We start from the raw sequence: 23,334 nt of genomic DNA, 5'->3' as shown, positions 1-23,334 counted from the left end.
TGCACTCTCACAGTGCATTTTTTACTGAAATTTGCACTATTACAGTGCAAAATAGCTATCTTTGTGAAAATTAACTGCTATGGAGAAATTATTGGAATATTTTCATAAGCTTTTACAGGCTATTGATACAAGCTTTCTTCGCTATACCTATGCAGAAATAAATTGGGAAAGCCGAATGATCGGCCTTACCGGACCGCGAGGCGTCGGTAAGACTACGCTCATCCTACAATACATCAAGAAAAATTTGAATCCGGCAGAAGCACTTTATGTTACCGCTGAGGACTTTTATTTTGCCGATCACAAGTTAATAGACTTAGCCGACGCCTTCGTCAAACAGGGAGGAAAACACCTTTTTATAGACGAAATTCATAAATATAAAAACTGGTCAAAAGAGCTCAAGTTAATTTATGACTATTATGCCGAATTGCAAGTTATCTTCACCGGATCTTCCGTATTGGACATTAACAAGGGTGCTTCCGATTTAAGTCGTAGAGCTGTTATGCACCATATGCAGGGGCTATCATTTAGGGAATATTTACAACTCTTTCATCAAATATCCTCGGATGTATACTCTTTGGATGATATTCTGGCGCATCAGGTAAAAATACCGAACTTGAAGCATCCGCTCAAATTCTTTGCTCAGTACTTAAGAAGAGGATATTACCCATTTGCATTAGAAGGCGATTTTGACATACGGTTGCAACAGATAATCAATCAAACGTTAGAATCTGATATTCCTTTGTTTGCTGATATGAACGTGGCAACCGGACGGAAAATGAAACAGCTTTTAGCCATCATCGCCAAGAGCGTTCCTTTCAAACCCAATTTTTCCAACATTGCAACTATGCTCTCTGCAAGCAGAAACAATATCGCTGATTATTGCCTATATATAGAAGAAGCGGGAATGGTTGCCTGCGGAAATGAAACGCTGGTTGCAATACGCCGGCTGCAGGCACAAAAAGGATAGTTCGGTTAAATACCTTTTAGCGCCTACTCAAATCTTGGGAGGCCCGTATTCTTTTTATCCGTCGGAAGTTACTGTTTCCGACATGCGATATTAAGTTTTCGCGAAATTTCGATTCATCTTTTTAACACTTCAGTCAAGGACACGACCTGACCGTTTTCACTCTTACTTATATCAGCTGCTTCCATAAAGGCAAGTACTTCCAGCATCTCTTGGTCAGAAACTGGTGCAATACCGGTCTCAAAGAAATTGATTATCTGCTGTAAAAGTTGGCTATAACCCTGATAGCCACCTATTAACTGTATACCTTTTTCGCCAAAAGCAATGCCTCCGAAAGCGCTTCCTTCCCGCATGCCTCTAAAAGTTCCGACACGTTCATTGGGCCATTTTCCAACAACAATATCGGTAGTCGCTGTGGTTATCCTGCTTACTTCGGTACAACCGGCACCTAAGATCGCATAGAGCATCTCCACTCCATGAATTCCATACCAAAAAAGATCAGGATGCGTGGGTTCAAGGGGTGAAGGTGAAAAAGTGTCGGCACCTTTGACATCACCGATTTTATGCTTTTCGTGCAATTCGCCGATACCATCTGCCCATCGGAGCGAAGATGCGGAAAAAATGGGGACACCCTTTTGCTTAGCATAAACAAGAATTCGGCAACCATCCCTGTAAGAAGCAGCAAGCGGTTTATCGATAAACAAAGTTTTACCCAAATCAATTACTTCTTTCGCTTGCTCCCAATGTATGCGGCCATCATTTGTTTCCAGCAATATATAGTCAACCGCCTCACAAAGTGTGCGTATAGAAGGCAATATTTCCACTCCCATTCCTTTCACTTCTTCGATGTAGGCGGGAATTCGATTTGCACTGCTTGCGATTGTTTTACTGCCATAGGGATAGGCTGCCACTACATGGAAGCCTTTATAAACCGGGTCGGCATTAGCTGCATTCAGCGCTTTGGTAAAAGCAATACTATGTGAGGTATCCAGGCCGATGATACCAATTCGCTTTCCGTCAACGGTTTGCCGGATGGCTTTGATCCATGGCTTTGATGCCACCGCATAAAACCCCAGCAATGCGGCCTGCTGCATAAAGGTCCGACGATTAAGAGACATGACCTTCCAATAAACTACAAGCCATAAAGCTCATTAACCCGATACCAGTGCGCAAGGCACCTTCGTCCGGATTAAAAGTAGCGGTGTGTAAACCAGAAACACTCTGTACCCCTAAGCGAAAAAAAGATGAAGGAACCTGCTCCGCATAATAAGCAAAATCCTCGGCAGCCATCCATACGTCTATGGGAACCACGTTTTCTTTGCCTAAGTACTTTTCAGCCAATTTGCTGAGCTTCTCTGTAAGCGAGGGATCATTGTGCAGCACCGGATAACCTTTCACAATATGTACTTCACAATGGCCTCCCATGGCACTCGTAACAGCTTCACGGATTTCTTTAATTTTCTGGTGCGCCTGCATACGCCACCTGGCGTCTAGGGTACGCAGGGTTCCCGCTAAGGAAACTTCATTCGGAATAATATTCACAGCCCCTTCAGCAATCACTTTTCCAAATGAAAGTACCGTGGGGATCCTTGGGTCTGCGACGCGACTTACAAGTGATTGAAGGTTTAGAATTAATTGTGCTGCAATTACCACCGGATCTATATTCTGGTGAGGTTGAGCAGCATGACCTCCCTTCCCTTTGATTTTTATATAAATCTCATCGTTACTTGCCATATAATTACCGGGATAAAAAGCAGCCCTGCCAACAGGCAATTCGGGCATAACATGCTGACCAATCACCCAAGTTGGTACAGGGCCTTCCAACGCACCTTCCTTGATCATCTGTTGCGCTCCGCCCGGCAGCTTTTCTTCTGCAGGCTGAAATATAAAGCGCACCGCGCCCGCCATCCTTGATCTATTGCGCCGAAGAACGGTCGCTACGCCTAGTAAAGAAGCCAAGTGGATATCATGTCCGCAGGCATGCATTACCTGGCTTCGAACCGATCGGAAGGGAAGATCATTCTCTTCCTGAATAGGCAAGGCATCCATGTCGGCACGGAGAGCGATGACTTTGTCGGATGACCTGTTTCCCTCTAGTGTCGCCACAATACCTGTATTGGCCAGCGGTCTCCAGGGAATATCTTGCTCATTCAAATAGCTTTTGATGAAAGCCGATGTTTCGTATTCTTCAAAAGAAAGTTCCGGAAATTGATGAAAATGTCTTCGTATACCGATCATCTGCGGTAAAATCTGATCCACCAGTTGATCAATCTGCTGCTTTGTTATCATGGCTACCTTATCAATACGAAGGTTGTGCACCGCTAAGGTGCGGGTAAGCCGCTATAACACGATCTAACTCTTCAAGCTGTCCTGGAGACAAAATCTCTTTTGGACTCAGGCACCAAATACCCTCCATCAGTCCGTTTCGACGCAGTACTTCATGAATACCGGCGATGCTCCCTTTAAAATTATGGCTAACATCAAAAAGCGCCGCATTCATATCTGTAACCTGCACACCTAGCCTTAAAAGATCTTCAACACCTTGATATTGATTGGCAATGCAATGTTTAATCTGCTGATGAAGCTTCACCGCCGTTTCAGTCCAAACAGCCCAATGGCCAAGCAGCCCTCCCACAAAACGCTTCTCTTTCCAGGTACCATCAATCAAAAATTTATAGGGTGTCAGCAAATCCGCTACAATATTATCATCATTGCCTGTATATAAGGCAATATCCTCACTACGAGGCGAAGTACAAACAGCGCGTACCACATCTAAAGTCTGGTAGCGATTAAAAGAAGCTACTTTGATGGCTTCTACCCCTTCTATTTGCGCAAATTGCTCCCAGAAGTGATAGCTAAGCAAACGCCCCCCCACGGCGGGTTGTAAGTAAAACCCAATAACCGGAATACGGGCAGCAACCGCTTTTACATGTGTAATCAATTGGTCATCCGTCCAATCATTTAATCCGCCAAGGCTCAGCAAAGCCAGATCATAGTTATATTTAATAGCTAACTCAGCTTCCTGAAGCGCTTGTGCCGTAGGCCCACAAATACCAGCTACTTTAATGAAAGGACGGTTTAAACCTGCATCCGCTATTTCCTCGGCCGCAAAGCGCAAAACGGTTTCATATAGATTGAACCTTGGATCACGAATTTCAAATTGAGTTGTGTGGACACCTACCGCAATGCCGCCGACACCGCTATTGATATAATAATGAGTAAGATTTCGTTGCTTTTCCTCGTCCACATCGAGTTTGGCAGTCAAAGCTAAAGGGTGTGCAGGTATTACTGTTCCCTCTTGTAATAATGCTCTTTTTTCCTTTGTTAACATATACGATGAATTAAAATTTCCCCTCCCGTTCCTGAAAATGTGTCGGTTTATTTAGTAATGGTGCTCCCGCATCCAACCAAGCCGCAATCATACCGATCATGGTTTTTAATGGCGTACGAGGATAACCAAAAAGCGCAAACGACTCAGCCGCATTATTGAGCAGAGACACCCCTTGTTCTGTACCTTCAAACGTTGGTTTACGATTGAAAAATTCGCCGAAGATTTCAGCTACCCATTTCACCGATACGGTTTCAGGGCCAGTGATGTTCAGCACTTTTGGCGGTGTACTACAATATTTCAAGCTTCGCAGGGCATACTCATTTGCATCACCTTGCCAGATGACATTCACATTGGCGGTTGTGAGATCAACCGCCTGGCCATCTCTTACTGCTTTTCCGATTTCTACGAGTACTCCATAACTGACATCATTTGCATAATTTAAACGATAGATCAACATAGGTGTACCATTCTGTTGTGCGTGGTACTGAAAAATGCGTTCGCGTCCTAAACAAGATTGCGCATATTCACCGATGGGTTCTGGAGCCACTTTTTCAGAAGCGCCACCCGATGTAACCGATACAAATGGATAGATATTACCCGATGAAAACACCACCATGCGGGCATTTTTGTATTTTTCAGCTACCCGGCCGGGAAGATAGACATTCATCGCCCAGGTGAAGGCTTCTTTACCGGTAGTTCCAAACTTATTGCCGGCCATAAAAATCACGTTTGGCGCGAAAGGTAAGCTTTGTAGGTCGTTATCGTTCAGCAAATCTGCAGCAATTGTCCGAATGCCTTCAGCCTCCAACTGCTGTTGCAGTTGGGTATCGGAAAAGCGGGAAACCCCAATTACCTGTACATCCGCTTTACCAGCCTCGTTCAGTGCCTGTCTGGCCAAACGTGCTAAATTAGGACCCATTTTACCGCCTACACCCAGAATCAGCAAATCTCCCTCGATGTCCTTCAGATCATTAATAAGTGCAGCGGAAGGTGCCAATAATGTTTCGTACCGTTGTTTAAGTGCTTCCATATATTTAATTGAAAATAAGTTGTTGAAGATGAATCGCCGCCAAACAGAATACAACGAGCAGGCCGATGGCTGCAAAAAATTTAGTTGAACCCGAATTTACCAGATCGCCCATGATTTGTCGGTCGTTAGCTACTGAAAATAGAGCAACGCCAATAGTGGGTACCACAAAAATGGTGATGCTTTGTGCAAAGACAATCAGTTCCAAGGGCAGTTTACCAAAACAAATGGCTATGATTCCGCCGATAAGCATCACGGCAGCGATGTACATTTTAATACCTGCATCATTCATGCTGTAACCCTTACCCAAAGCGTCTCCCAACAAGGTCCCTCCCAAGGTGGCATTGCCAATCAACGACGAAATAGCGGCCCCCAATAGCCCCACTAAAAATAAAATGGTTGAAAAACTTCCAAATAAGGGTTCAAGTGACTTACCCATATCAGCCGCACTCACGATAGCTATTCCACGTGTATGCAGTACCGTTGCTGCGCAGATCATTACACAGGCACTCATCACACCAAGCAGCAAAACACCGGGCAAACTTCTGTCCTCCACTTTCCGATTATCTTGCATCTTTAAGCTTTTAGCCCTCTCTTGCACCAAATACGATTGATAAAGCGCACCAACCAACGAAAAGCAAGACGCTACAAAAGCAATAACCAAGGGCATGGAACCGTCTGGAATACTCGGCTTTAATCCTTCCAATAAAATCGCCGGTGATGGACGCGATAACACGAGTGTCGTTACAAAAGAAAATAACATCAATAAGACAATACTGATCATCACCTTTTCCAATAACTTATAGAAAGAACGGAAAAAGAGCATCGTAATAGCTAATAGACTGAAGAGGATAACCCAAGCTGTTGTAGATGTATGCGTTAGCTCAGCCATGGCCACTCCCGCACCGATGGCATTACCTGCCTGAAAGGAAGTAGTTACCAAAAAAATTCCAACACCAATAAACATGGTAACGGGTTGCCCCCATTTCTGACGTACAAGTCCTAAAAAAGAAAGCTTACTCGCCCGCCCTATACGGGCGGCCATCCCGGTATAAATAGCCATCAGCGCAATAGCTACCACAACGATCCAAAGCAGGGATGTGCCGTAACTTGCGCCCATTTTTGATGTGATGGTCATTTTACTCGGACCAAAAACAACGGCAGCTGTAATAATACCGGGAACAAGGGCATTTAACCATTGGAGCGCTTTGGGGCCAGAGGGCTGCGCTTTCATGTCAACTATTTTTTTTGAGTTATTTTTATGCATATCGGACATAGAAGTATAATACGAAGAGTGTAATTAAAAGCCACCAATAAAAGGGATTTTTCCATCCGCCATAATTTTTCCTTTCTACCTCTGGTAGTTTTAGCACCTCTTTTTTCCAAAGCAAGCCTTGCAGCTGTTCGGCAGGCTTCGCTTTCGTTAAGTAACTTACTACCGCGCATAGGAGCATGCATGACCAGAAAACAATACCCGTACGATTGAAAAACGGCATATCGGGAAATGTGGATTCCAACAATAAAGAAAGTGGGATAGTTAAAATACCCGCTGACATCGCGCCTGACGAAGTGGTTCTTTTCCAAAAAACACCTAATAGGAACATGGTGGCGATACCCGGTGTAAACAGTCCATATAAGTTCATTAAGTAAAGGAAAACCGGCTTATCAGCATGCCGCATTAGTAGCAGCGCACAACCGATACCGATTAAAACAATCAAGATACCGGCCAATCGGCCAAACCGCACGGCAGTATGATCGTTTGCTTCTTTATTGATATAAGGTAAATAGAAATCAACCGTCAAAATTGTTGTGCAAGAATTGATAGCACCCGAGATGTGCGACATAATAGCAGAAATTAAGCCTGCCATCACCAGTCCAATTAAACCGCTGGGCAACAATGTCTCTACAAGTGTCGCAAAAAGTAAGTCTGGCCTTTCTAAAGTTGGTAAAAAAGCCGGTGCTACCAAAGCAGGTACGGTGATAATAAGCGGTACCAAAAATTTCAGGTAATCGCCAAAAATAACACCCATACGCCCGTGCCATTCATTTTTTGCAGCCAATACACGTTGCACAATAAACTGGTTGGTTGCGCAATAAAAAACACTGATACACAATAGTCCTCCAAGGTACATAGTCCATGGAAAATCCGGATGATCAGCAGGATACAGCATTTTCCAATGGCGAGCAGATGCAGCAATGGTTTGAATACCGCCAGCCGCTTTTACCGTTGCAAAAGTCAACACCAAGCCACCACCCAGCAGCACTAAAAGTTGCACCATCTCGGTCCAGATAACCGCTCTTAACCCCCCAATGATGGTATAAATTCCTGTAAAAATGGCTAAGGCGAGCACACTATATAAAATAGGAATATCAAAAAGAGCGTATAAGGAGAGTGCGCCCAGATAGAGTACTGCGCCAATTTCAACAAATACATACGTGAAAAGAATCAGAATGCCGTATAAAGCCCGGGTAGATCGACCAAATCGCTTCTCCAAATACTCGGGAACCGTATAAAAGCCGTTACGGATATAAAAGGGTAAAAAAACCCATAATAGTACATTGAAACCAATTAATATAGCCCCCCACTCCAAGGTAACTGCCACAAAACCATGACTATAGGCAGCACCCATAGCACCCACCAGATGATGACTGCTTATATTAGCCGCGATAATACTACCACCAATCATCCACCACGGAAGTTTATCCCCTGCTAAAAAGTAATCCCGCTTTGTTCGTTTATTCTGCTTGGATGCATACAAACCGAGCAATAGAATACAAAGTATGTAGAGAGAAAAGATGGTTATATCCAGTGTACTTAAGTTCATGGTTTAATGGTTTGCAAGGCGCTAATGGTCGATTCTATTAATATTTCAAGTGCTCCCTTTGCATAAGGCGTTTGTTCCACCGCATACATCGTTTTTGCGTATAGGCTAGCGGGTGGTAAGTAACCTATGTAACCATTGGCTATATTAACCACGGCGAGTATTGTATCCGGAAAAGCAGCTCGTAACTGTTGTTGATAGCAAGCATATGTTTCATTGGGTTGGGCAACTAATAACACGGCTCCCAATTTCCAAATCCATAGCTTTGCTTTTGCTGTATTTCCATTTCCTAGGCTACGAAGCGTGTTCAATTTTCGCCAAAGTCGGTCCTTCAATACCCGATCCTGGCAGTTTGTCCAGGCCTGTTCTATTTCTTCCACTGCACCCAAAGGCTTTAGGGGCAAATCAACGGTTAACAGCATAGCCTGTATCGTATCTGGCATCTCGTATTCAGCACGTGTCCATACAGCAAGGTCAGCGCCGGATGGTATTTTCCCTGTATAAAGCAATGCTTCCCCGGCGGGCAACATTCCCGTTAAGGTCGATAAAACGGCATAACCCAGTTTACGTCCATGCGCATCTGCTATTGCCGGGTCTGCCACATATTGCTCTCGGGGAGCCAATTCGCCCGAGGCGCCTTGCAAGAAAAGACAGGCGGCACCTGTATGCGCCCTTACCAGCTCGCGCATGGCGCCTACATAATCGGGTGAAAGCGCTATATTTTCATGCGCCAAGGTAGTTGGATGGCAGGCATAATTTACCAGAACGGCGAGCTTTTCACCATTATCTTTTTCAAGGAGCCCAACCAATAAAGTCTGATCTGCGGCATCCACTGGATTAAAGCCCACTAGCATTTCGCCCTCCAGGTCCAGGTCGCGATTTGCTGCTAAATCGCAGGTTCCGTACGTCCATGTCAGTTTCGCCGATACCTTATTTTCGGTGCATTGCCTAATGAGGGTAATGGCTTTTTCTACCAATAATTGCAAGTAGGGAACAATGTGTTCGCCACCCGGTTTATCATAATCCGTAGAGCAAATGACAGGTCCGGCATGCGTATGCGACAAACACAGCAAGAGCTGATCCTCAGTGAGCTGACAAGCCGAAAGAATTGCTTGCCTGATCTGCTGTTCGTCCGCTGCATTTTTCCACCAGCCCAAATCAGCCGTCAGCAAAAAAAGAGCTTTAGCATCTTTCGTCGTTGAAATGGCCAAGCATTGCATGCATAATGGCCGATGAATTTCTTGGTATCGATCCTGTTTTGCTGCACCCCAATTACGGGCATAGATATCTAGTGTGGGCGTAATATCAGCCTCCGCTAGTCCAAAAAAACCCTGCAAGCCGGGACATGTATCTACCAATTCCTGTTTCTTCATCTTATTCGATCATCATTTTTCACTTATGCTTACCAAGGAAAGACCGCCATCAATTAAAAAAGTGCTTCCTGTAATATGCTTATTTTGAGCATGGCAAAGCCATAATACCTGCGATGCAAGCTCATCCGTTTCGATCAAGCTGTGTAAAGGCACTTTAGTTTTCGCTTGTGCTGCTAAATCAGGATCTTGTTCCCAAACTGCTTTGCTGAGGCCCGCATTTACATAGCCCGGAGCCAGTTCATTAACCCGTATGCCAACAGCGGCATAGGCTAAGGCCATAGAACGGCACAGCATCCGGATCCCTGCTTTAGAGACACTGTAAGCGGGAATATGACTGTGCACCGCATGGGCTGCCCAGCTGCCCAAAAACACTATATTTCCGGGCTGCCCTTTAGCTTCCAGGCGCTTGGCAAGTGCATTGGCAAAAAAATAAGCACCCGAAAGGTTCACCTGCAATTCATTATTCCATTCCACATCCGTTAACTGCTGAAAATTCTTCAGTGTTACCGTGGCCGCATTGACAATGGCGATACTCGGCAATTTCCAATATTGTGTAACCGCTTCTACCCAATCTGCAACCACCTGCCCATCACGTACATCCACTTGTTGGTAATGATAATACCCTTCCGCAATGCCCAGGTTGATGCGTACTTTATTGGCCTCGCTTACGGGAAGGATGTCACCTATAGCCACGTAGGCCCCCTCGCTGGCAAAAGCTTTTGCTATTGCCTGTCCAATGTCGCCAAGACCGCCACTAATCATGACAACCTGTTCTTTAAATGCTTTTGTTTTTTCCATAAAACAATTTTACCAATCGCCTACACTTCCATCCTTATAAAAGGTTCTTTGTAAAATCTCCGTCTGGAAAGGATGTTTTTTGACCTCTTCTTCATTAATCTCGATGCCTAATCCGGGCCGCTTGTTAGGGAAGATCAATCGCCCTTCTTCCTGTAAGGAAAAGCCCTCATTTACAACTTCATTCCGCCAGGGAACATCCTGATGAACGCTCTCGCAAATGATATACGATGGGGTAGCAAAACCCAGCTCAAGTGATGCCGCTGTACTGATAGGTCCTTGTGGATTGTGGGGAGCTACCGATACACGATAGGCTTCAGCCAATGCAGTGATGCGACGCGCCTCCGTTAATCCACCGCAATGGGTAATGTCGGGCTGAATAACACTAACCGCGCGTTTTTCGAGCATCTCGCGAAAAGCATACACGCCCACCAACCGTTCGCCTGATGCAATCGGTGTCTTAACCGCTCGTTGAATCATCGCAATATCATCCATCGCTTCCGGCCAACAGGGCTCTTCGAAGAAATAAAGGTTATAAGGTTCTAAGGCTTTGGCAAAGAGCAATCCCATACGCGGGCTGGGACGCGCGTGACAATCCACCATAATATCAATCTGATCCCCCACCGCGTCACGCATAGCACGGACACAGGCTTCCGCGTATTTAAGGGGCTGTAGACCTTCCAACGACATGGTTTCTGGAACCGCCATTGACTTGAAGGCCGTAAAACCTTGTTCTACAGCCTGAAGGGCAAGCGCTGCGAAACGATTGGCATCAGCGGGGCTCGTCTCATAAAAGTCCTCCATGCGTCCCCCACCTAAATGACAATAAAGACGTACATAGTCGCGTACGCGACCACCCCATAGCTCATGGCAGGGAACACCATGGATTTTACCGGCAATATCCCATAGCGCAATATCGATGCCGCTGATTGCGGTACCGCGTACGATGCCATTGCCATGCCAAAAATGCTGGCGGTACATCATCTGCCAAAGGTGTTCGATCCGCCGGGGATCTTCGCCGATAAGTAATTGCGATAAATCCTCGATTGCCCCCACTACAGCTTTTGTATGCCATTCGAGTGTAGCCTCGCCCCATCCCCACAAACTGGGTTGGTCGGTTAAGACCTTTACAAAGATCCAATTACGCATACGCGCATGGCAAACATAGGTTTCAATTTTTGTAATTTTCATTTTAATATAATGCTTCAATAACTTGCTTTGTAACCTCTAATGTCTGTTCAATATCTGCCAGGCTATGTGCATAAGATATACTACCCTGTTTAATTGGAAGCGGAAAATGGTAAACTCCTCTGTCAATTAATTGAAGGCGATAGCGTTTATCCAAGTCAAAATCATGATGATCCAAAATATCATGAAAATCCACCGGTTGATGATCCATAAAATAGGTACAAAAAGCCGATCCTTGACGTGCCACATAAAAAGGTCGACCTAATTTACTCAAAATATCATTCAATCCGTTTTCCATTAGATCCCCTAAAGCATTAACATGTCCATAAACATCAAATTCAGGTGATGCAAGTTTTTTTAGCGTAGCAATACCTGCGGCGGTGGTAGAAGGAAACGCATTATACGTACCTGCTATCAATACACGCTCCGCTCTCTCTGGATGCACAAAATAATCCATATATTTCTTTTTTCCGGCAATAACCCCCATCGGGTAACCATTCGCTACAGCTTTTCCAAAGGTTGACAAGTCAGGTTGAATGCCGCAGATAGACTGATATCCTCCTAAAGCATGTCGAAAACCTGTTTTTACTTCATCAAAAATCAACAGAAAACCTTCTTCATCTGCCAAAGCACGCAGTCCCTGTAAATAACCCGCCTGCGGCTTCACAATTCCCACGTTCTGTAAGATAGGTTCCAGAATGATGCAAGCTATTGGATAACGTTTCAATACGTAACGCACTGAATCCAGGTCGTTGTAATTAACGATATGCACTAAATTTTTATGCGCATTTGGTATCCCTGCGGAGCCCGCATCAAAAGGGTACTCACCCGGGCTCACGCGTACCCCCACATCCTGTTTAGCGCTGATCACATTACAGGCAACATCGTTATGCCAACCATTATAACCTCCCTGCATCACAATAACATGGTCTCGCTTGGTAACTGCCCGCGCAATGCGTATAGCATGATACGTGGCTTCGGAACCCGTAGTGGTAATCTGAATGCTGTCTACCGTTGGCACTGCCTCACAAAAAAGCTTGGCAAACTCGCCTTCAAGTACGGTAGGCCCAGCACCCATCAACAGGCTCTCATTTGATAAGGTAGCTGATACCGCCGCATTTATATCTTGGTCATTATGACCTAAAAAGGAAGCAGCAAAACCTGCTTGGTAATCAATATAGGCATTGCCATCAACGTCGTAAACTTTACTGCCTACTCCCTTTTCGAAACAGATATTTGGGTCTGATTTTCTATTAAGGGACACGACTCCTCCGGGAATCCATTGCGCGTTGGTCTCCAGTATCTCGGCAGACCGTTGCCTCTTATTTACCATGATCTTTTTATTTTTTATGATTGATTTTAATATTTCAATTGGGATAAAATAATTTTGTATACAAATATATTATTTTTTTGTATACAAAAAACTGTATTTTTATTTTCTTTGTAGCATTATAGTATCTTAATCGATCGATAGAAAAATGGCACATCCACCGCTTTTAATACATATACTCGCACAAGGCATCCGTTTTCCCGAAGGCCCGGCTTTCGCGCCGGATGGTACCCTCTGGTGTGTTGAACAGCAGGGCGAATCATTACTTGCCTATACAAACGAGGGCTTGATAAACGTGCATACCGGTGGTCGGCCCAATGGCTTAACTTTCGATGCCCAGGGACGTTTATGGTTCTGCGATGCGGGTTTTAACGCCATCCGGGTTTACGATCCTGTTTCAACGCAGTTAGAAACTGTTCTCAGCAGCATTAAAGGCATACCGTTGAACATGCCGAATGATCTCGCCTTTGATGATCTGGGTAATTTGGTATTTACCTGCCCAGGACCAAGCCTTGATGCTACAGATGCCTACGTCTGTTGCTACAAGCAAGACGGACAACTCCTTATAGTTGCCCGTAGCTTGCAATATCCAAACGGATTGGCTTTCACACCTGATGGCAATCAACTAGTAATTGCCGAGACTGCCAAGCATCGCCTTTGGATAGGAACCTGGCACAGCGCAACGGCCAGCTGGCAAAACCCACGGATATTTGCCCACACAGGCGGGCCTATTGGCCCCGATGGGATCGCCTTTGACGATGAAGGCAATCTATACGTGGCGGTTTACGGCAGCGGATCTATATGCGTTTTTGACCCAACAGGGAGCACGATCGAAAGAATTCCTTTACCCGGCAACAACCCGACCAATTGCGCATTTGATCCATCAGGTAAATTAGGCCTGATTGTTACCGAAGCGGAAAAAGGGCAGTTATTGCAAATAAATCGTCGCGCGAAAGGAGCCATACGATACCCTATTATAACTCAAAGAACCTAATATAGTACAGAGTAGAATCACTTCTCCTCTTGGTATAATCTACCAGGCATCACCTGATAAACACCAGGGTCCGCCTCAAAATGAAGTGTATTTTCTCCGGGCATCACCTTCACATTACGAAAGAAATCACCTGCTCCAGTCTTTATATGCCAATAACCTGCCTGTAAATCCGTAATCAACACCTGATAATGTGATTTTTCCGAAGGAACGGTAAGCACGAGCCGGTCTTGTTGTAGGTTAGAACCAGCTCCTAGATTTACCACCTGATCTTCGATAACGAGCGAATAACGCCCTTGTTCCTCTTGAAATTGAAAGGGCAATTTTCCAGTTTCCTCACTACCAATCTGAAATAAGGCAATGAATCGATGGTGTTTTTCTTTTTTCTTGGGAGAAACCATAATGCGGTGTGCATTGGCTTCGGGTCTGCTCGATTTCGGCTCGTATTGAAATTCAAAGGTGCTGTTGGCACGTTTACCCGATAAAATATCGACTTCCCGATCCGATGTTTTTGGCAAGAGCATGGATACAAAAGCTTTCCCTCGAAGACCGGACGCTTCGCTATGCAAGACCCAACCATCGCCAAGCGTATCCGGACTGTTCAATGTATTGATCTGCCAGTACTTAGCAAAGCTTGAATCAGCACTTGTTATATCATCTGTTAAGATTATAATGGCAGGGATGTCCTTTCGGTTCAATTTCAAGAAACAAAAACCTCGCACATAAGAACTAACTTTACTCGTGTAAGCCCCGGTTAAATCAGCTTTAAAGTAATTGAAACGAGGACTTATCTTGGAAGGTCCGAAACTGCTTGAACATACTACACCGTTATCAAACCAAGCATCTGACGTCACTTCTTCGGGGCTTCGTGGAAAACGCTGATTAAAACGTGCACCACCGTCATTTGCCTCGGTTCGGAAAAGTAAAGGTTCTTTAGGATCGCGAACTAAAAGCATGCTATGTGAGATGGAGCGCTTGTTGAAATTAAAATCGTATGGCGGCCCATACGATAAATACAACCCTATATCACCAACTAGAAACCCGTGATGATACAATTGGATTGCGCCGGCATCTGGGTGTTGATGATTACCGAAAATATAGCCGCCTCCCTTGATTTCAGCGATGACATCCTCGCTCTGCGGCCGGTTATCCCAGCCCGTACGTACCACCATCGAGCCCAGGATCGTACCCGATGTCTTCGTTAAAGGCAGCGCTTGCAGATTGTGCTCGGCCTTTAAGTTTGGGTCATTTACCAATAGAAAAAGTATGGGATTATCCGGCAGGCCTCCCTCCCGCTCAAATTCACCCTTAATATAGGGGTCATCGCCATAAGCATAAGCCAGTAGCATTGTCTGCGGCTGCTTCCAGTAAAAGCGGCCTTTGTTGTTAACAAGGCTGAACATATCACCATCCCGCAACATTTCGCCATTCGGAAGACGCATGTAAAGCCAGTAATAGGCTAAGTTTTTAATATTCTCATCGAATACCCGTCGTCCACTCATTCGATATAGCAACCAAACCGCATGCATCTCCCAACCAAAGCGATAGGCTCCGTAATCTACCCCTTGATTATGTCGGGGCGATTGGTATTCGAAAGCGCGCATGGGCAGCAATTGCTCCAATACAGTATAGGAAGTGTATCGGTAAGGAAGCGGGTCTTCATCGTAGATAGCAATACTCATTGCTAATAAGTCACGACAAATTTGTGCTTCGTTACCATGTCCATTTACAATACTTTCAACTCCGTAAAAGGGTGGCCAACCGATCTCCATATCCCGGGCCAGGCGCATCATATGTTTACGTAGGAGCTCTTTTTCGCCCTGCTCCAGCAAAGGGTAACACCAATCATAAACTAAGGCGCCGATATAGATAGCGCGCCCGATTTCCCTACTGATATCCCCATAACTTACGTTGCCAAATTCAAGCACGGAATAATAATCAGTCATTAATTGAATAGCTTCCCGTCCTATATCAATATCTCCCGTCATCGCATAATAGAAGGCCTTTGCCTCCGCTGCTTTCTCAACCGCTTCGTTATAAAACATCTCCTGCTTCGGATCAATAATAAAGGAGTGCACAGCTTTCGCCCGGGTCTTTACGTCCTCCCATCGGGCATGATTCTCTCCCTGCTCTAAACGCGCTTTGATAAGCGCTAATGTTTCTTGCGTAAACCATAGTCGTGGGTGTCCTTCTGAAGGTAAAACCTGCGGCTGATAGTGTTGAGCTGCTTCTGGTACTTTTGGCGCATTGTAAGGACTTATTGTAAACCCATCAAAGCTGATATCCGGAGGTAACCAAAAAGTCAGGTATTGCTTCCCTTGTCGCAGCGGGAAAATGCCGGCTACTTGTTCGCCCTTATTGTGGCGATCAAAAAAAATCCGTTTGGTAGGCCTTTCGTTTTCCCACTTCAACGTAGCATAGACGGTTTCGATGGCTGACGGATCGACCGTTTTTACTTTATTTTTTACATGAGTATGCAGTTTATATAAACCTGCTGTTGGCACAGATACTTCAAATTTTAGTTGACGTTTATCCCCACGGCCCTGCGCCGCCCGATAGGAGGCAGAAAAAGCGGTATCTTGACAATAGGTCAGATAGGGAAGCAGCGTCACCAAGAGAACGCCAAGGCAACCTCTCCACAAATAGGATTGCGCCATAAAACGCATTTTCATAACTTTCATTTAACCGTTAGCCGCTTTATACTTACTTTAATCTCCTTACTGACATTATTCAATGCATTGATAAAAATGTATGCACGGTACTTACCATCGGCAGTTTCAACCCAGAGTCCACTTTCGGCTTTTAAATTGATGGCAAAATCCGGTGCATCTGTAAAGCTTTTTCCCAGCAGATCTACATCATCTACATAAACACCATATTGCAGTCGCGCCAACTGTTGATCTTGAAGCTGCCAGGCCTTGACGAATTTCGATTTTCTATCAACACCATTCGGCAAAGTAAGGTTAGGCAAATACATTGGATCAGCAGACGGGGATACCAACGAATGACCAAAAGTTACGGTCGGCAAATTTCGATACAGGTAAATCAAATCAATTTTATCCGCTTTGGTTACCGCTTCGGAAGCATTGTACCATTTCATATCTTCTATGGAAAAGAAAGCTGTTTCGCCATCTTTTCCCACCAAGTCTAACTGCATGCTCATGTTGCTGATTTCATAGGGCTCGGTCTTGATTGAAATCTCTTTTCCATCCTTGGCCTTTGCCTTAAATGTAAATACAATGGACTGCCCTCTTGCTTCTTCAGGAATAACATAATGATACCTTAATGTTGCAGCAGCGGTATCTGTAGTAAAGTTGACTTTCCATGAGTTACCTTCTTGCACGGCCGGCGCGCCGACCTGAACGCCAACATCTAAGCCGCTACTGTTGGTATGATAAGATACATTCTCCAACCCGGTTCCAGCTGCACCAACAATACTCGATTCAACCGTTATCGTGCTCAGCAGGCTCTGTTCAGAAATTGCAGCAGCATATGCAAAGTCGATAGTAGTACCGACTACATTAGGCCCGACAGACCTTTTGATAAGATCATTTTGTAGGCCTTCCCCTGCTTGGGGAATTTCATAGGCATCGTCGCTGCAATTTGCTAATAACACGATCAAGCAAAAAAGCAACAACCTATTTTTGTATAAAACGATGTTTTTCATCCGTATATAATTTATTCTATTAAGGTGATGAAACCCTGTTTACCGCAGGCAGGTATCATGATCTATTTTCCACTTTTTGTATGTTTTTCAGCGGCGTTCAAGAGCGCGCTATGCTTAGTTCATTTCATCGCGTGGTTGGCAAATCAGGATAGTTTCGTCTTTTTATTTATTAATCTACCGTTAGACAAGTATTTAAAAGCTAAACCACATGCATTTTATGCGGACTTAACCATCACTGCTGAATGGTTAGATACACTTTATATGTTTTACGTACCTTTCGGTTCCCTGAGACTACCGTCCACTCCCTGGGTTGATCCAGCACGGAAAAATCTTCTTTGCCTTGAATCTTCGGCTCCAAGGTAGCATCCGTTACCAAACTAAATTGTGGATATAAATTTTTCAGATCGGTACCGAACATCACGCTTACATTGATCGTTTGAGCCACTGTATCAACTACAGCAGCTTTTGTTCGCACAGTCTGGAAATCGGCGCCGAGTAATTCAAAATTACTTACATAACATTCTGCTCTATCCGTGATCAACAAGTGATCATCATCGATGGGATAGTCATCTTTGCAAGCAGTAATAAGGACGCTCAGTAATACGTATATTAGACACCTATATTTCATATTTCCCATATTATTTTTTTTTGAGAGCAGTCTAAAAAGTCCTAAAAGACACGTCGGTCAGAATGACGACTTTCCAGCATGCAGCATTTATTTTTACTTTTGAATTTTTACTTTTTACTTAAACCCATTATCTCCATGGAATATTCTGACTTAGGTTCGGATTTCGGGTTCTTTCTGTTTCAGGAATCTGATAAATATAACAGCGTTGGTAGGTCAACTCCGGCTCATTATAAAAAAACCGTTCCCAATTATTTCCATACGTATCCATAAACCACTTGCCTTCGCCATAAGCTTGTCCGAATACGTCTTCCAATTTACGCCATCTTCTCAGGTCAAAAGCACGTTGCCCTTCACCAAACAACTCAACAATACGCTCTTGCTCGATCGCAGCGAAAAAATCAGCTTTTGTACCCACTTTATCAGGTGCTAAAGGTGGAAGATTTCCGCGATGACGCACGCGGTTAACCAACTCGATCGCGTCATTTTGAGGACCGCTCACTTCATTGCTTGCTTCAGCATACATTAGATAAACATCCGCAAGTCTAATAAGCGGCCAATTGTAATTACCATCGCTTCTTGCAACACCTGCATAGTTACGCACAAATTTGCGCGATTGTAAACCGGAAAGATTGGTGGTATTATCTGTAAATGTGGATGGATAATAAATGCCATCCAATGTTACAGGTGCTCCCCAAGTCTTATAAATAAAAGGCAGGTATCCCGTTGCATCCGTCGCCGTCATGCCCATTATTTTTTCATAATCCCATAGCAAGGTCGCCTTCATCCGGTAGTCGCGATTTTGATAAGATGCAGGGTTCACGGCCGAGTTCGGTGCTGTACGGGCATTGGGATTTGTCTGCGGATTCATCTGAACCATTTTGGGTAAAAAATCGCCTGTAATAGTTGATTGATAACGATCGGCTAATTCATAACGCGGTATCGCTTGATTCTGACCGTATGCTACTAGTGGCCCGGTCCACACCCGTTGGTATTCCTCACTTTGGCTCGTACCTGGCCCGCCATGTGTCAACACCATAATCATCTCTTCGTTCTGACTTAAGTTACCGGTAGAAGGGATAAACATGTAGTAATAGTTAGGCAAAACATCCGCTTTCCCCATTTCTCCCCATTCTCCAGGTTCTCCATTCCGGAACAATACAATTCCAAAATCCTGAATGACCCGTTTAAAATCAGCGGCTGCACCTGCAAATGCTTCCTGCGCTTCCGCAGAGGAAGTTGAAAACCCGGCTAATTCGGGCCAGCCGTTCTTTTTCCAAGAAGCCCAAAATAATTGTAATTTACCGCGAAAAGCCAATGCTGCAGGTTTCCCCGCCCTTCCAATCTCGCTGCCATTATTGGGAAGTTTTTCTACCGCGTACGTAAAATCTGCCATAATGGAATCCTTCACAACTGCGATAGGGCTACGCGAAACTGTATCTGCCTCAATGGGAGCAGGAGTTGCCTGATTAAAGAATGGGACATCACCCCATAAGGAAATCAACCTAAAATAAGTAATTCCTCTTAACAAACGAGCTTCCGCAATGATCGCCTCCAAGGTACTTCTTGAAGTTTCCGAATTCGCTTTTGGCAATAAGTACTTCTGCACGTTTTCAATTACATAATTGGAGCTGAAAATGGAACCATACAATGCTCGGTACATCGCAGAGGCACCACCACCATAACTACTTGGATTATTGACTGAAATCGATATGGGCGCCGCGCCAGTATTCCACATTTTCAAAAATTCGCCATGCCCATCAAAATGGTAATCACGATCAAAGCAAGGTCTAAAAGTGGCGTAGTTGGCCATCAAGGCAGACAATGCATCGTTTTCATTCACCCAAAAGGTATTCGTGCTCGGTGTGGTGGTTGGATCTTGTGTTAAAAGGTCTTTTCTACAGGAGAAAAGCCCTAACCCCAGCAAAACAAAGACCCATATTTCTTTATATTTTGTTCTCATTTTTATAAATATTTTAAAGGCTATCTCGTTATAAATCAACATTAAGTCCGAACACGAAGCTTTTGGTTATCGGGTAGGCATCATTCGTGTAGGTACTTTTTTCGGGATCTAAACCACTAAATGAAGTAAAAACGGCCAGATTGTCGACAGAGCCATATATCCTGATTCCATGAATCCCGAGTTTAGATGCGAATTGCTTTCGAAAGGTATAGCCCAATTGCAGGTTTTTTATACGCAGGTAATTCATATTCTGTAACCAGAAGGTACTTAAATAACCATTTGTGCTGGTAGACCCCAACGTGCTTGGCTGCAATCGCGGATACGTTCCATCCCGATTATCCAAACTCCACGTATTTTCCCACTGATCAACTGTGATTGCCTGGTTGGCCGCACCGATAAAATTGGAATTAGCTCTATTCATCCAAAATTCTTTTCTTCCCGTAGCGCCCTGCAACAGGAAGGAAAAGTCAAATCCTTTATAATCAACACTTCCTCGCAGTCCGAAATTGGTCTTTGGCCGCCCCAGTTGATAGGCTGGATATGCAACGCGGTCATTGGCATCTATCTTACCATCACCATTCACATCTTTCAACAAAATATCGCCTGGAGAAGCGCCTTGGGGCGTTGCTTGGTAAACATCCTCCCAAGTCTGCGCAATTCCTAATGACTCGAATGCGTAGACGAAATTATAAGGCATGTCCAAGAACACAGACCCTCGCTGCAACGGCTCATTCCAGGATAAAAGCTTATTTTTATTATAACCTACATTAAAGTTAAGCATGTAATGAAAATCACCCTTTCGATCGTTCCACGTCACATTTGCTTCAACACCTCTATTGAGCATATCGCCTATATTTCTCCGGGGCGCTGTATACAGCCCTGATAAGTGGATCGAAATATCAGAAGGCCTGTTCATACCGATCGTCTTTCGCTCGTAATATTCTAACTCAGAAGTCAATCGATGATCAAAAAATGCCAGATCAAGCCCGATATTGAATACACGTGTTTTTTCCCAGGTCAGGTTATAATTGATCAACTTTTTATTGATTAATCCGGTAACTACACTTTCTCCTAAAAAATAAGGGCTGGCGATTAGGGTCTCCAATTGTTCATAACGTCCTACCCCGCTGTTGTTACCTAAGGCACCATAAGAAGCGCGCAACTTTGCTGCGCTCAAGCCAATTTTGCTATTGAACGATTGCATAAAAGATTCTTCGGAAATCTTCCAACCAACAGATCCAGAAGGGAAAAACCCATATTGATCTCCCGGAAGGAAGCGCGAAGACCCGTCGACACGAAAGCTCCCTTCTAACAGGTATTTGCCAAAACCGACATAATTGACACGCCCAATATAAGACCGCATACCTTCTGTAGAAGAAGATCCTGAAACCGTTTGTACATCTTGAGAGGCGCCATCGATCTCATGTAGATTAGGATGCAAACGGTCTAATCTACTTCCGGATAAAATTCGATCTTTCCAGTATTCTTCGCTATAAACACCCAACACGGAAAAATCATGTTGTTCAGCGATTTTAGTTTCATATTGTACCTGTAAATTCAATTGGGTTTTATAATTTTCCTGGTCAACATTTGATATACCTTCATTTTCGGACACCAGCGTGCGCGTCCATTGGTTTAATTGAAAATTATAAAGCTGCGTTGGCATATCTGCTCTCCATTGAAATCGGGTCTCGTAATTTAATGTGTAATTGGCGCGTGCGGAAAGCCCTTTGAAGGGTTTCCAATCTAAATAACCACTGGCCAATGCCTGCTTTTGGTTCATGTTGTTCAGATTGCGCACCATATAATCGGCATAAATATTATTAGCCTGTGGGCTTTCATTGTAAGCCATGGCGCCACCATAATAACCCGTCTCCGGATCATAGGGTAAAATCCCCGCTGGTGATGTGAACAAATCCAGGCCGCTTGTAGAATTGGCAGTCATTCCCTGCTCGTAATTGTACTTATAGTCTGACCAGTTGCCGGAAAATCGAATACCTGCGCTAATCGTTTTGGTGACATTCGTCTCAAAATTAAATGCAGTATTATAGCGTTTAAAATCATTGCCTATTTGGATCCCTTTTTCATCCAACACGCCAACCGATAGATAATAATTGCTATTTTCGCTTCCGCCATTAGCCGAGATATTATAATTTCCGCTTTCCCCATTTCGTAACACCACATCCCACCAATCGGTACTCGGATAAAGCTTTGGATCGATCATACTTAAAGCAAGCCATTCATCAACCGTCCCATTCTTGAAATTGAAATTATTGGCCGCGGTATTGACTGCTTGCGCTCGTTGCGTCGCCGTCATCGCTTTTGCATAATTGTTCACGAAGTCGAACGAACGTGTCGGTTTCACCAAGGATTGCTTCACATCGATCGAAATGCTGGCTTTCGTATTTCTTTTTCCAGATTTTGTTGTGATCAAAATCACACCATTCGCCGCGCGCGAACCGTAAACAGCTGCAGAAGATGCGTCTTTTAAAACCGTAACGCTCTCGATATCGTTCACATTAACTCGATTCATATTAACATCGGGCATGCCGTCAACGACAATCAAAGGACCAGCGGAGTTTACTGTTCCGAGCCCCCTTATCAATACTTCTGCTGCATTATTACCGGCCATCCCTGAATTTTGGTTAACAGCCAATCCAGGGATAGCACCTTGTAATGCTTGTGAAACGTTTGACAAGCCCCTGCTTCTGGTAGATTGATCAAAGCTCATACTTGCCACAGCCCCCGTAACATTCGCCCGCTTTTGCGTACCATAACCTACCACTACGACTTCATCGAGTAGCTTTTCGTCCATTGCCAATACAATATTTCCAATGTCCTTACCATCTACCGTTGTTGATATATAACCAATCATTCGAAACTGAATCCGATCAGTTTTCGTTCCTTTCACCCGGAATTTACCTTCCTGATCTGTTACAGTGACGGCAGCATTGGTGAGATTTTTAACTTCAACACCCGGTATTGGTTGCCCGTTACCATCCAGTACCTGTCCAATTAAATCACTTTGAAGAACAAGCCCTTTAGGAAGCGCAGCGGAAACGCGTTGATCAGCATCCGAATCCTTGGCATAGCTTGCATGTATTCCGACAGATACATGCAATGAAATAAGTAGAATGCTTAATAACAGCCAGTCCCCTTTCGTGGCCGTTTTGATTTTAAATAGATTCTGTCTCATTCGCATTCGGATTAATAGGATTTAGGGACAAGTCGTTTTTAGGTTGTTTTTTCGTTGAAATA

The 23,334-nt window shown here is 44.4% G+C and carries 17 protein-coding genes; 2 read left to right on the top strand and 15 right to left on the bottom strand.

The window, feature by feature from the left end; translation table 11 throughout:
* Positions 1 to 79 precede the first annotated feature (79 nt).
* Positions 80 to 967: an ATP-binding protein gene (locus E0E36_RS05395; protein ID WP_242627128.1), complete on the top strand. Its 888-nt coding sequence runs from the start codon at positions 80 to 82 to the stop codon at positions 965 to 967.
* Positions 968 to 1,080: 113 nt separating this feature from the next.
* Here E0E36_RS05395 and E0E36_RS05390 read toward each other — a convergent pair whose 3' ends face one another.
* Genes E0E36_RS05390 through E0E36_RS05345 form a run of 10 tightly spaced genes read right to left on the bottom strand, consistent with a single transcriptional unit; the run spans position 1,081 to position 12,833 of the window.
* Positions 1,081 to 2,082 carry a Gfo/Idh/MocA family protein gene (locus E0E36_RS05390; RefSeq protein WP_130855034.1) on the bottom strand — a complete coding sequence of 334 codons (1,002 nt, stop codon included), beginning with the start codon at positions 2,080 to 2,082 and terminating at the stop codon, positions 1,081 to 1,083.
* Complete coding sequence (locus E0E36_RS05385; RefSeq protein WP_130855033.1) at positions 2,072 to 3,253, bottom strand: M20 metallopeptidase family protein; 1,182 nt, start codon at positions 3,251 to 3,253, stop codon at positions 2,072 to 2,074. Before E0E36_RS05385 ends, E0E36_RS05390 begins: the two co-directional genes overlap by 11 nt.
* A 10-nt stretch (positions 3,254 to 3,263) precedes the next feature.
* On the bottom strand, positions 3,264 to 4,295 hold the full coding sequence (locus E0E36_RS05380) for a dihydrodipicolinate synthase family protein (RefSeq protein ID WP_130855032.1): 1,032 nt from the start codon (positions 4,293 to 4,295) through the stop codon (positions 3,264 to 3,266).
* 10 nt (positions 4,296 to 4,305) lie between these two features.
* Positions 4,306 to 5,325: an NAD-dependent epimerase/dehydratase family protein gene (locus tag E0E36_RS05375; protein ID WP_130855031.1), complete on the bottom strand. Its 1,020-nt coding sequence runs from the start codon at positions 5,323 to 5,325 to the stop codon at positions 4,306 to 4,308.
* A 4-nt stretch (positions 5,326 to 5,329) separates the two neighbouring features.
* On the bottom strand, positions 5,330 to 6,556 hold the full coding sequence (locus tag E0E36_RS05370) for an NRAMP family divalent metal transporter (RefSeq protein WP_130855030.1): 1,227 nt from the start codon (positions 6,554 to 6,556) through the stop codon (positions 5,330 to 5,332).
* A 25-nt stretch (positions 6,557 to 6,581) separates the two neighbouring features.
* Positions 6,582 to 8,147: an SLC5 family protein gene (locus tag E0E36_RS05365; RefSeq protein ID WP_130855029.1), complete on the bottom strand. Its 1,566-nt coding sequence runs from the start codon at positions 8,145 to 8,147 to the stop codon at positions 6,582 to 6,584.
* Positions 8,144 to 9,517: a hypothetical protein gene (locus tag E0E36_RS05360; RefSeq protein WP_130855028.1), complete on the bottom strand. Its 1,374-nt coding sequence runs from the start codon at positions 9,515 to 9,517 to the stop codon at positions 8,144 to 8,146. Before E0E36_RS05360 ends, E0E36_RS05365 begins: the two co-directional genes overlap by 4 nt.
* A 12-nt stretch (positions 9,518 to 9,529) precedes the next feature.
* Complete coding sequence (locus tag E0E36_RS05355) at positions 9,530 to 10,315, bottom strand: SDR family NAD(P)-dependent oxidoreductase (protein WP_130855027.1); 786 nt, start codon at positions 10,313 to 10,315, stop codon at positions 9,530 to 9,532.
* 9 nt (positions 10,316 to 10,324) lie between these two features.
* A complete protein-coding gene (dgoD, locus tag E0E36_RS05350) occupies positions 10,325 to 11,503 on the bottom strand; it encodes a galactonate dehydratase (RefSeq protein WP_130855026.1) in 1,179 nt (392 codons plus the stop codon).
* 1 nt (position 11,504) lies between these two features.
* Positions 11,505 to 12,833, bottom strand: coding sequence for an aspartate aminotransferase family protein (locus E0E36_RS05345; protein ID WP_130855025.1), 1,329 nt, complete (start codon positions 12,831 to 12,833; stop codon positions 11,505 to 11,507).
* 145 nt (positions 12,834 to 12,978) lie between these two features.
* Between E0E36_RS05345 and E0E36_RS05340 the strand changes: the two genes are divergently transcribed.
* Positions 12,979 to 13,824 carry an SMP-30/gluconolactonase/LRE family protein gene (locus E0E36_RS05340; protein ID WP_130855024.1) on the top strand — a complete coding sequence of 282 codons (846 nt, stop codon included), beginning with the start codon at positions 12,979 to 12,981 and terminating at the stop codon, positions 13,822 to 13,824.
* Positions 13,825 to 13,841: 17 nt separating this feature from the next.
* Here E0E36_RS05340 and E0E36_RS05335 read toward each other — a convergent pair whose 3' ends face one another.
* The 5 genes from E0E36_RS05335 to E0E36_RS05315 form a co-directional block, all read right to left on the bottom strand.
* Positions 13,842 to 16,493 (bottom strand): hypothetical protein, encoded by a 2,652-nt coding sequence (locus tag E0E36_RS05335; protein WP_165446922.1) that lies wholly within the window; start codon positions 16,491 to 16,493, stop codon positions 13,842 to 13,844.
* A gap of 5 nt (positions 16,494 to 16,498) precedes the next feature.
* Entirely contained in the window at positions 16,499 to 17,488 is a 990-nt protein-coding gene (locus E0E36_RS05330; RefSeq protein ID WP_130855022.1) for a DUF4466 family protein, read from the bottom strand.
* Between the two features lie 232 nt (positions 17,489 to 17,720).
* A complete protein-coding gene (locus E0E36_RS05325; protein WP_130855021.1) occupies positions 17,721 to 18,125 on the bottom strand; it encodes a hypothetical protein in 405 nt (134 codons plus the stop codon).
* 118 nt (positions 18,126 to 18,243) lie between these two features.
* Positions 18,244 to 20,076 carry a RagB/SusD family nutrient uptake outer membrane protein gene (locus E0E36_RS05320; protein WP_242627127.1) on the bottom strand — a complete coding sequence of 611 codons (1,833 nt, stop codon included), beginning with the start codon at positions 20,074 to 20,076 and terminating at the stop codon, positions 18,244 to 18,246.
* Positions 20,077 to 20,104: 28 nt separating this feature from the next.
* Positions 20,105 to 23,272, bottom strand: coding sequence for a SusC/RagA family TonB-linked outer membrane protein (locus tag E0E36_RS05315; RefSeq protein ID WP_242627126.1), 3,168 nt, complete (start codon positions 23,270 to 23,272; stop codon positions 20,105 to 20,107).
* Positions 23,273 to 23,334: the final 62 nt, after the last annotated feature.

This window comes from Olivibacter jilunii (assembly GCF_900607235.1).
In the GTDB taxonomy this organism is placed as follows: domain Bacteria; phylum Bacteroidota; class Bacteroidia; order Sphingobacteriales; family Sphingobacteriaceae; genus Olivibacter; species Olivibacter oleidegradans.
The sequence above is the reverse complement of the archived record's forward strand: the minus strand, read 5'-3'. Positions and strand labels throughout refer to the sequence as shown.

Coding starts and splice junctions, on each gene's coding strand:
- E0E36_RS05395 (WP_242627128.1), top strand. CDS start 80: ATGGAGAAATTATTGGAATATTTTCATAAGCTTTTACAGGCTATTGAT.
- E0E36_RS05390 (WP_130855034.1), bottom strand. CDS start 2,082: ATGTCTCTTAATCGTCGGACCTTTATGCAGCAGGCCGCATTGCTGGGG.
- E0E36_RS05385 (WP_130855033.1), bottom strand. CDS start 3,253: ATGATAACAAAGCAGCAGATTGATCAACTGGTGGATCAGATTTTACCG.
- E0E36_RS05380 (WP_130855032.1), bottom strand. CDS start 4,295: ATGTTAACAAAGGAAAAAAGAGCATTATTACAAGAGGGAACAGTAATA.
- E0E36_RS05375 (WP_130855031.1), bottom strand. CDS start 5,325: ATGGAAGCACTTAAACAACGGTACGAAACATTATTGGCACCTTCCGCT.
- E0E36_RS05370 (WP_130855030.1), bottom strand. CDS start 6,556: ATGAAAGCGCAGCCCTCTGGCCCCAAAGCGCTCCAATGGTTAAATGCC.
- E0E36_RS05365 (WP_130855029.1), bottom strand. CDS start 8,147: ATGAACTTAAGTACACTGGATATAACCATCTTTTCTCTCTACATACTT.
- E0E36_RS05360 (WP_130855028.1), bottom strand. CDS start 9,517: ATGAAGAAACAGGAATTGGTAGATACATGTCCCGGCTTGCAGGGTTTT.
- E0E36_RS05355 (WP_130855027.1), bottom strand. CDS start 10,315: ATGGAAAAAACAAAAGCATTTAAAGAACAGGTTGTCATGATTAGTGGC.
- dgoD (WP_130855026.1), bottom strand. CDS start 11,503: ATGAAAATTACAAAAATTGAAACCTATGTTTGCCATGCGCGTATGCGT.
- E0E36_RS05345 (WP_130855025.1), bottom strand. CDS start 12,833: ATGGTAAATAAGAGGCAACGGTCTGCCGAGATACTGGAGACCAACGCG.
- E0E36_RS05340 (WP_130855024.1), top strand. CDS start 12,979: ATGGCACATCCACCGCTTTTAATACATATACTCGCACAAGGCATCCGT.
- E0E36_RS05335 (WP_165446922.1), bottom strand. CDS start 16,493: ATGAAAATGCGTTTTATGGCGCAATCCTATTTGTGGAGAGGTTGCCTT.
- E0E36_RS05330 (WP_130855022.1), bottom strand. CDS start 17,488: ATGAAAAACATCGTTTTATACAAAAATAGGTTGTTGCTTTTTTGCTTG.
- E0E36_RS05325 (WP_130855021.1), bottom strand. CDS start 18,125: ATGGGAAATATGAAATATAGGTGTCTAATATACGTATTACTGAGCGTC.
- E0E36_RS05320 (WP_242627127.1), bottom strand. CDS start 20,076: ATGAGAACAAAATATAAAGAAATATGGGTCTTTGTTTTGCTGGGGTTA.
- E0E36_RS05315 (WP_242627126.1), bottom strand. CDS start 23,272: ATGAGACAGAATCTATTTAAAATCAAAACGGCCACGAAAGGGGACTGG.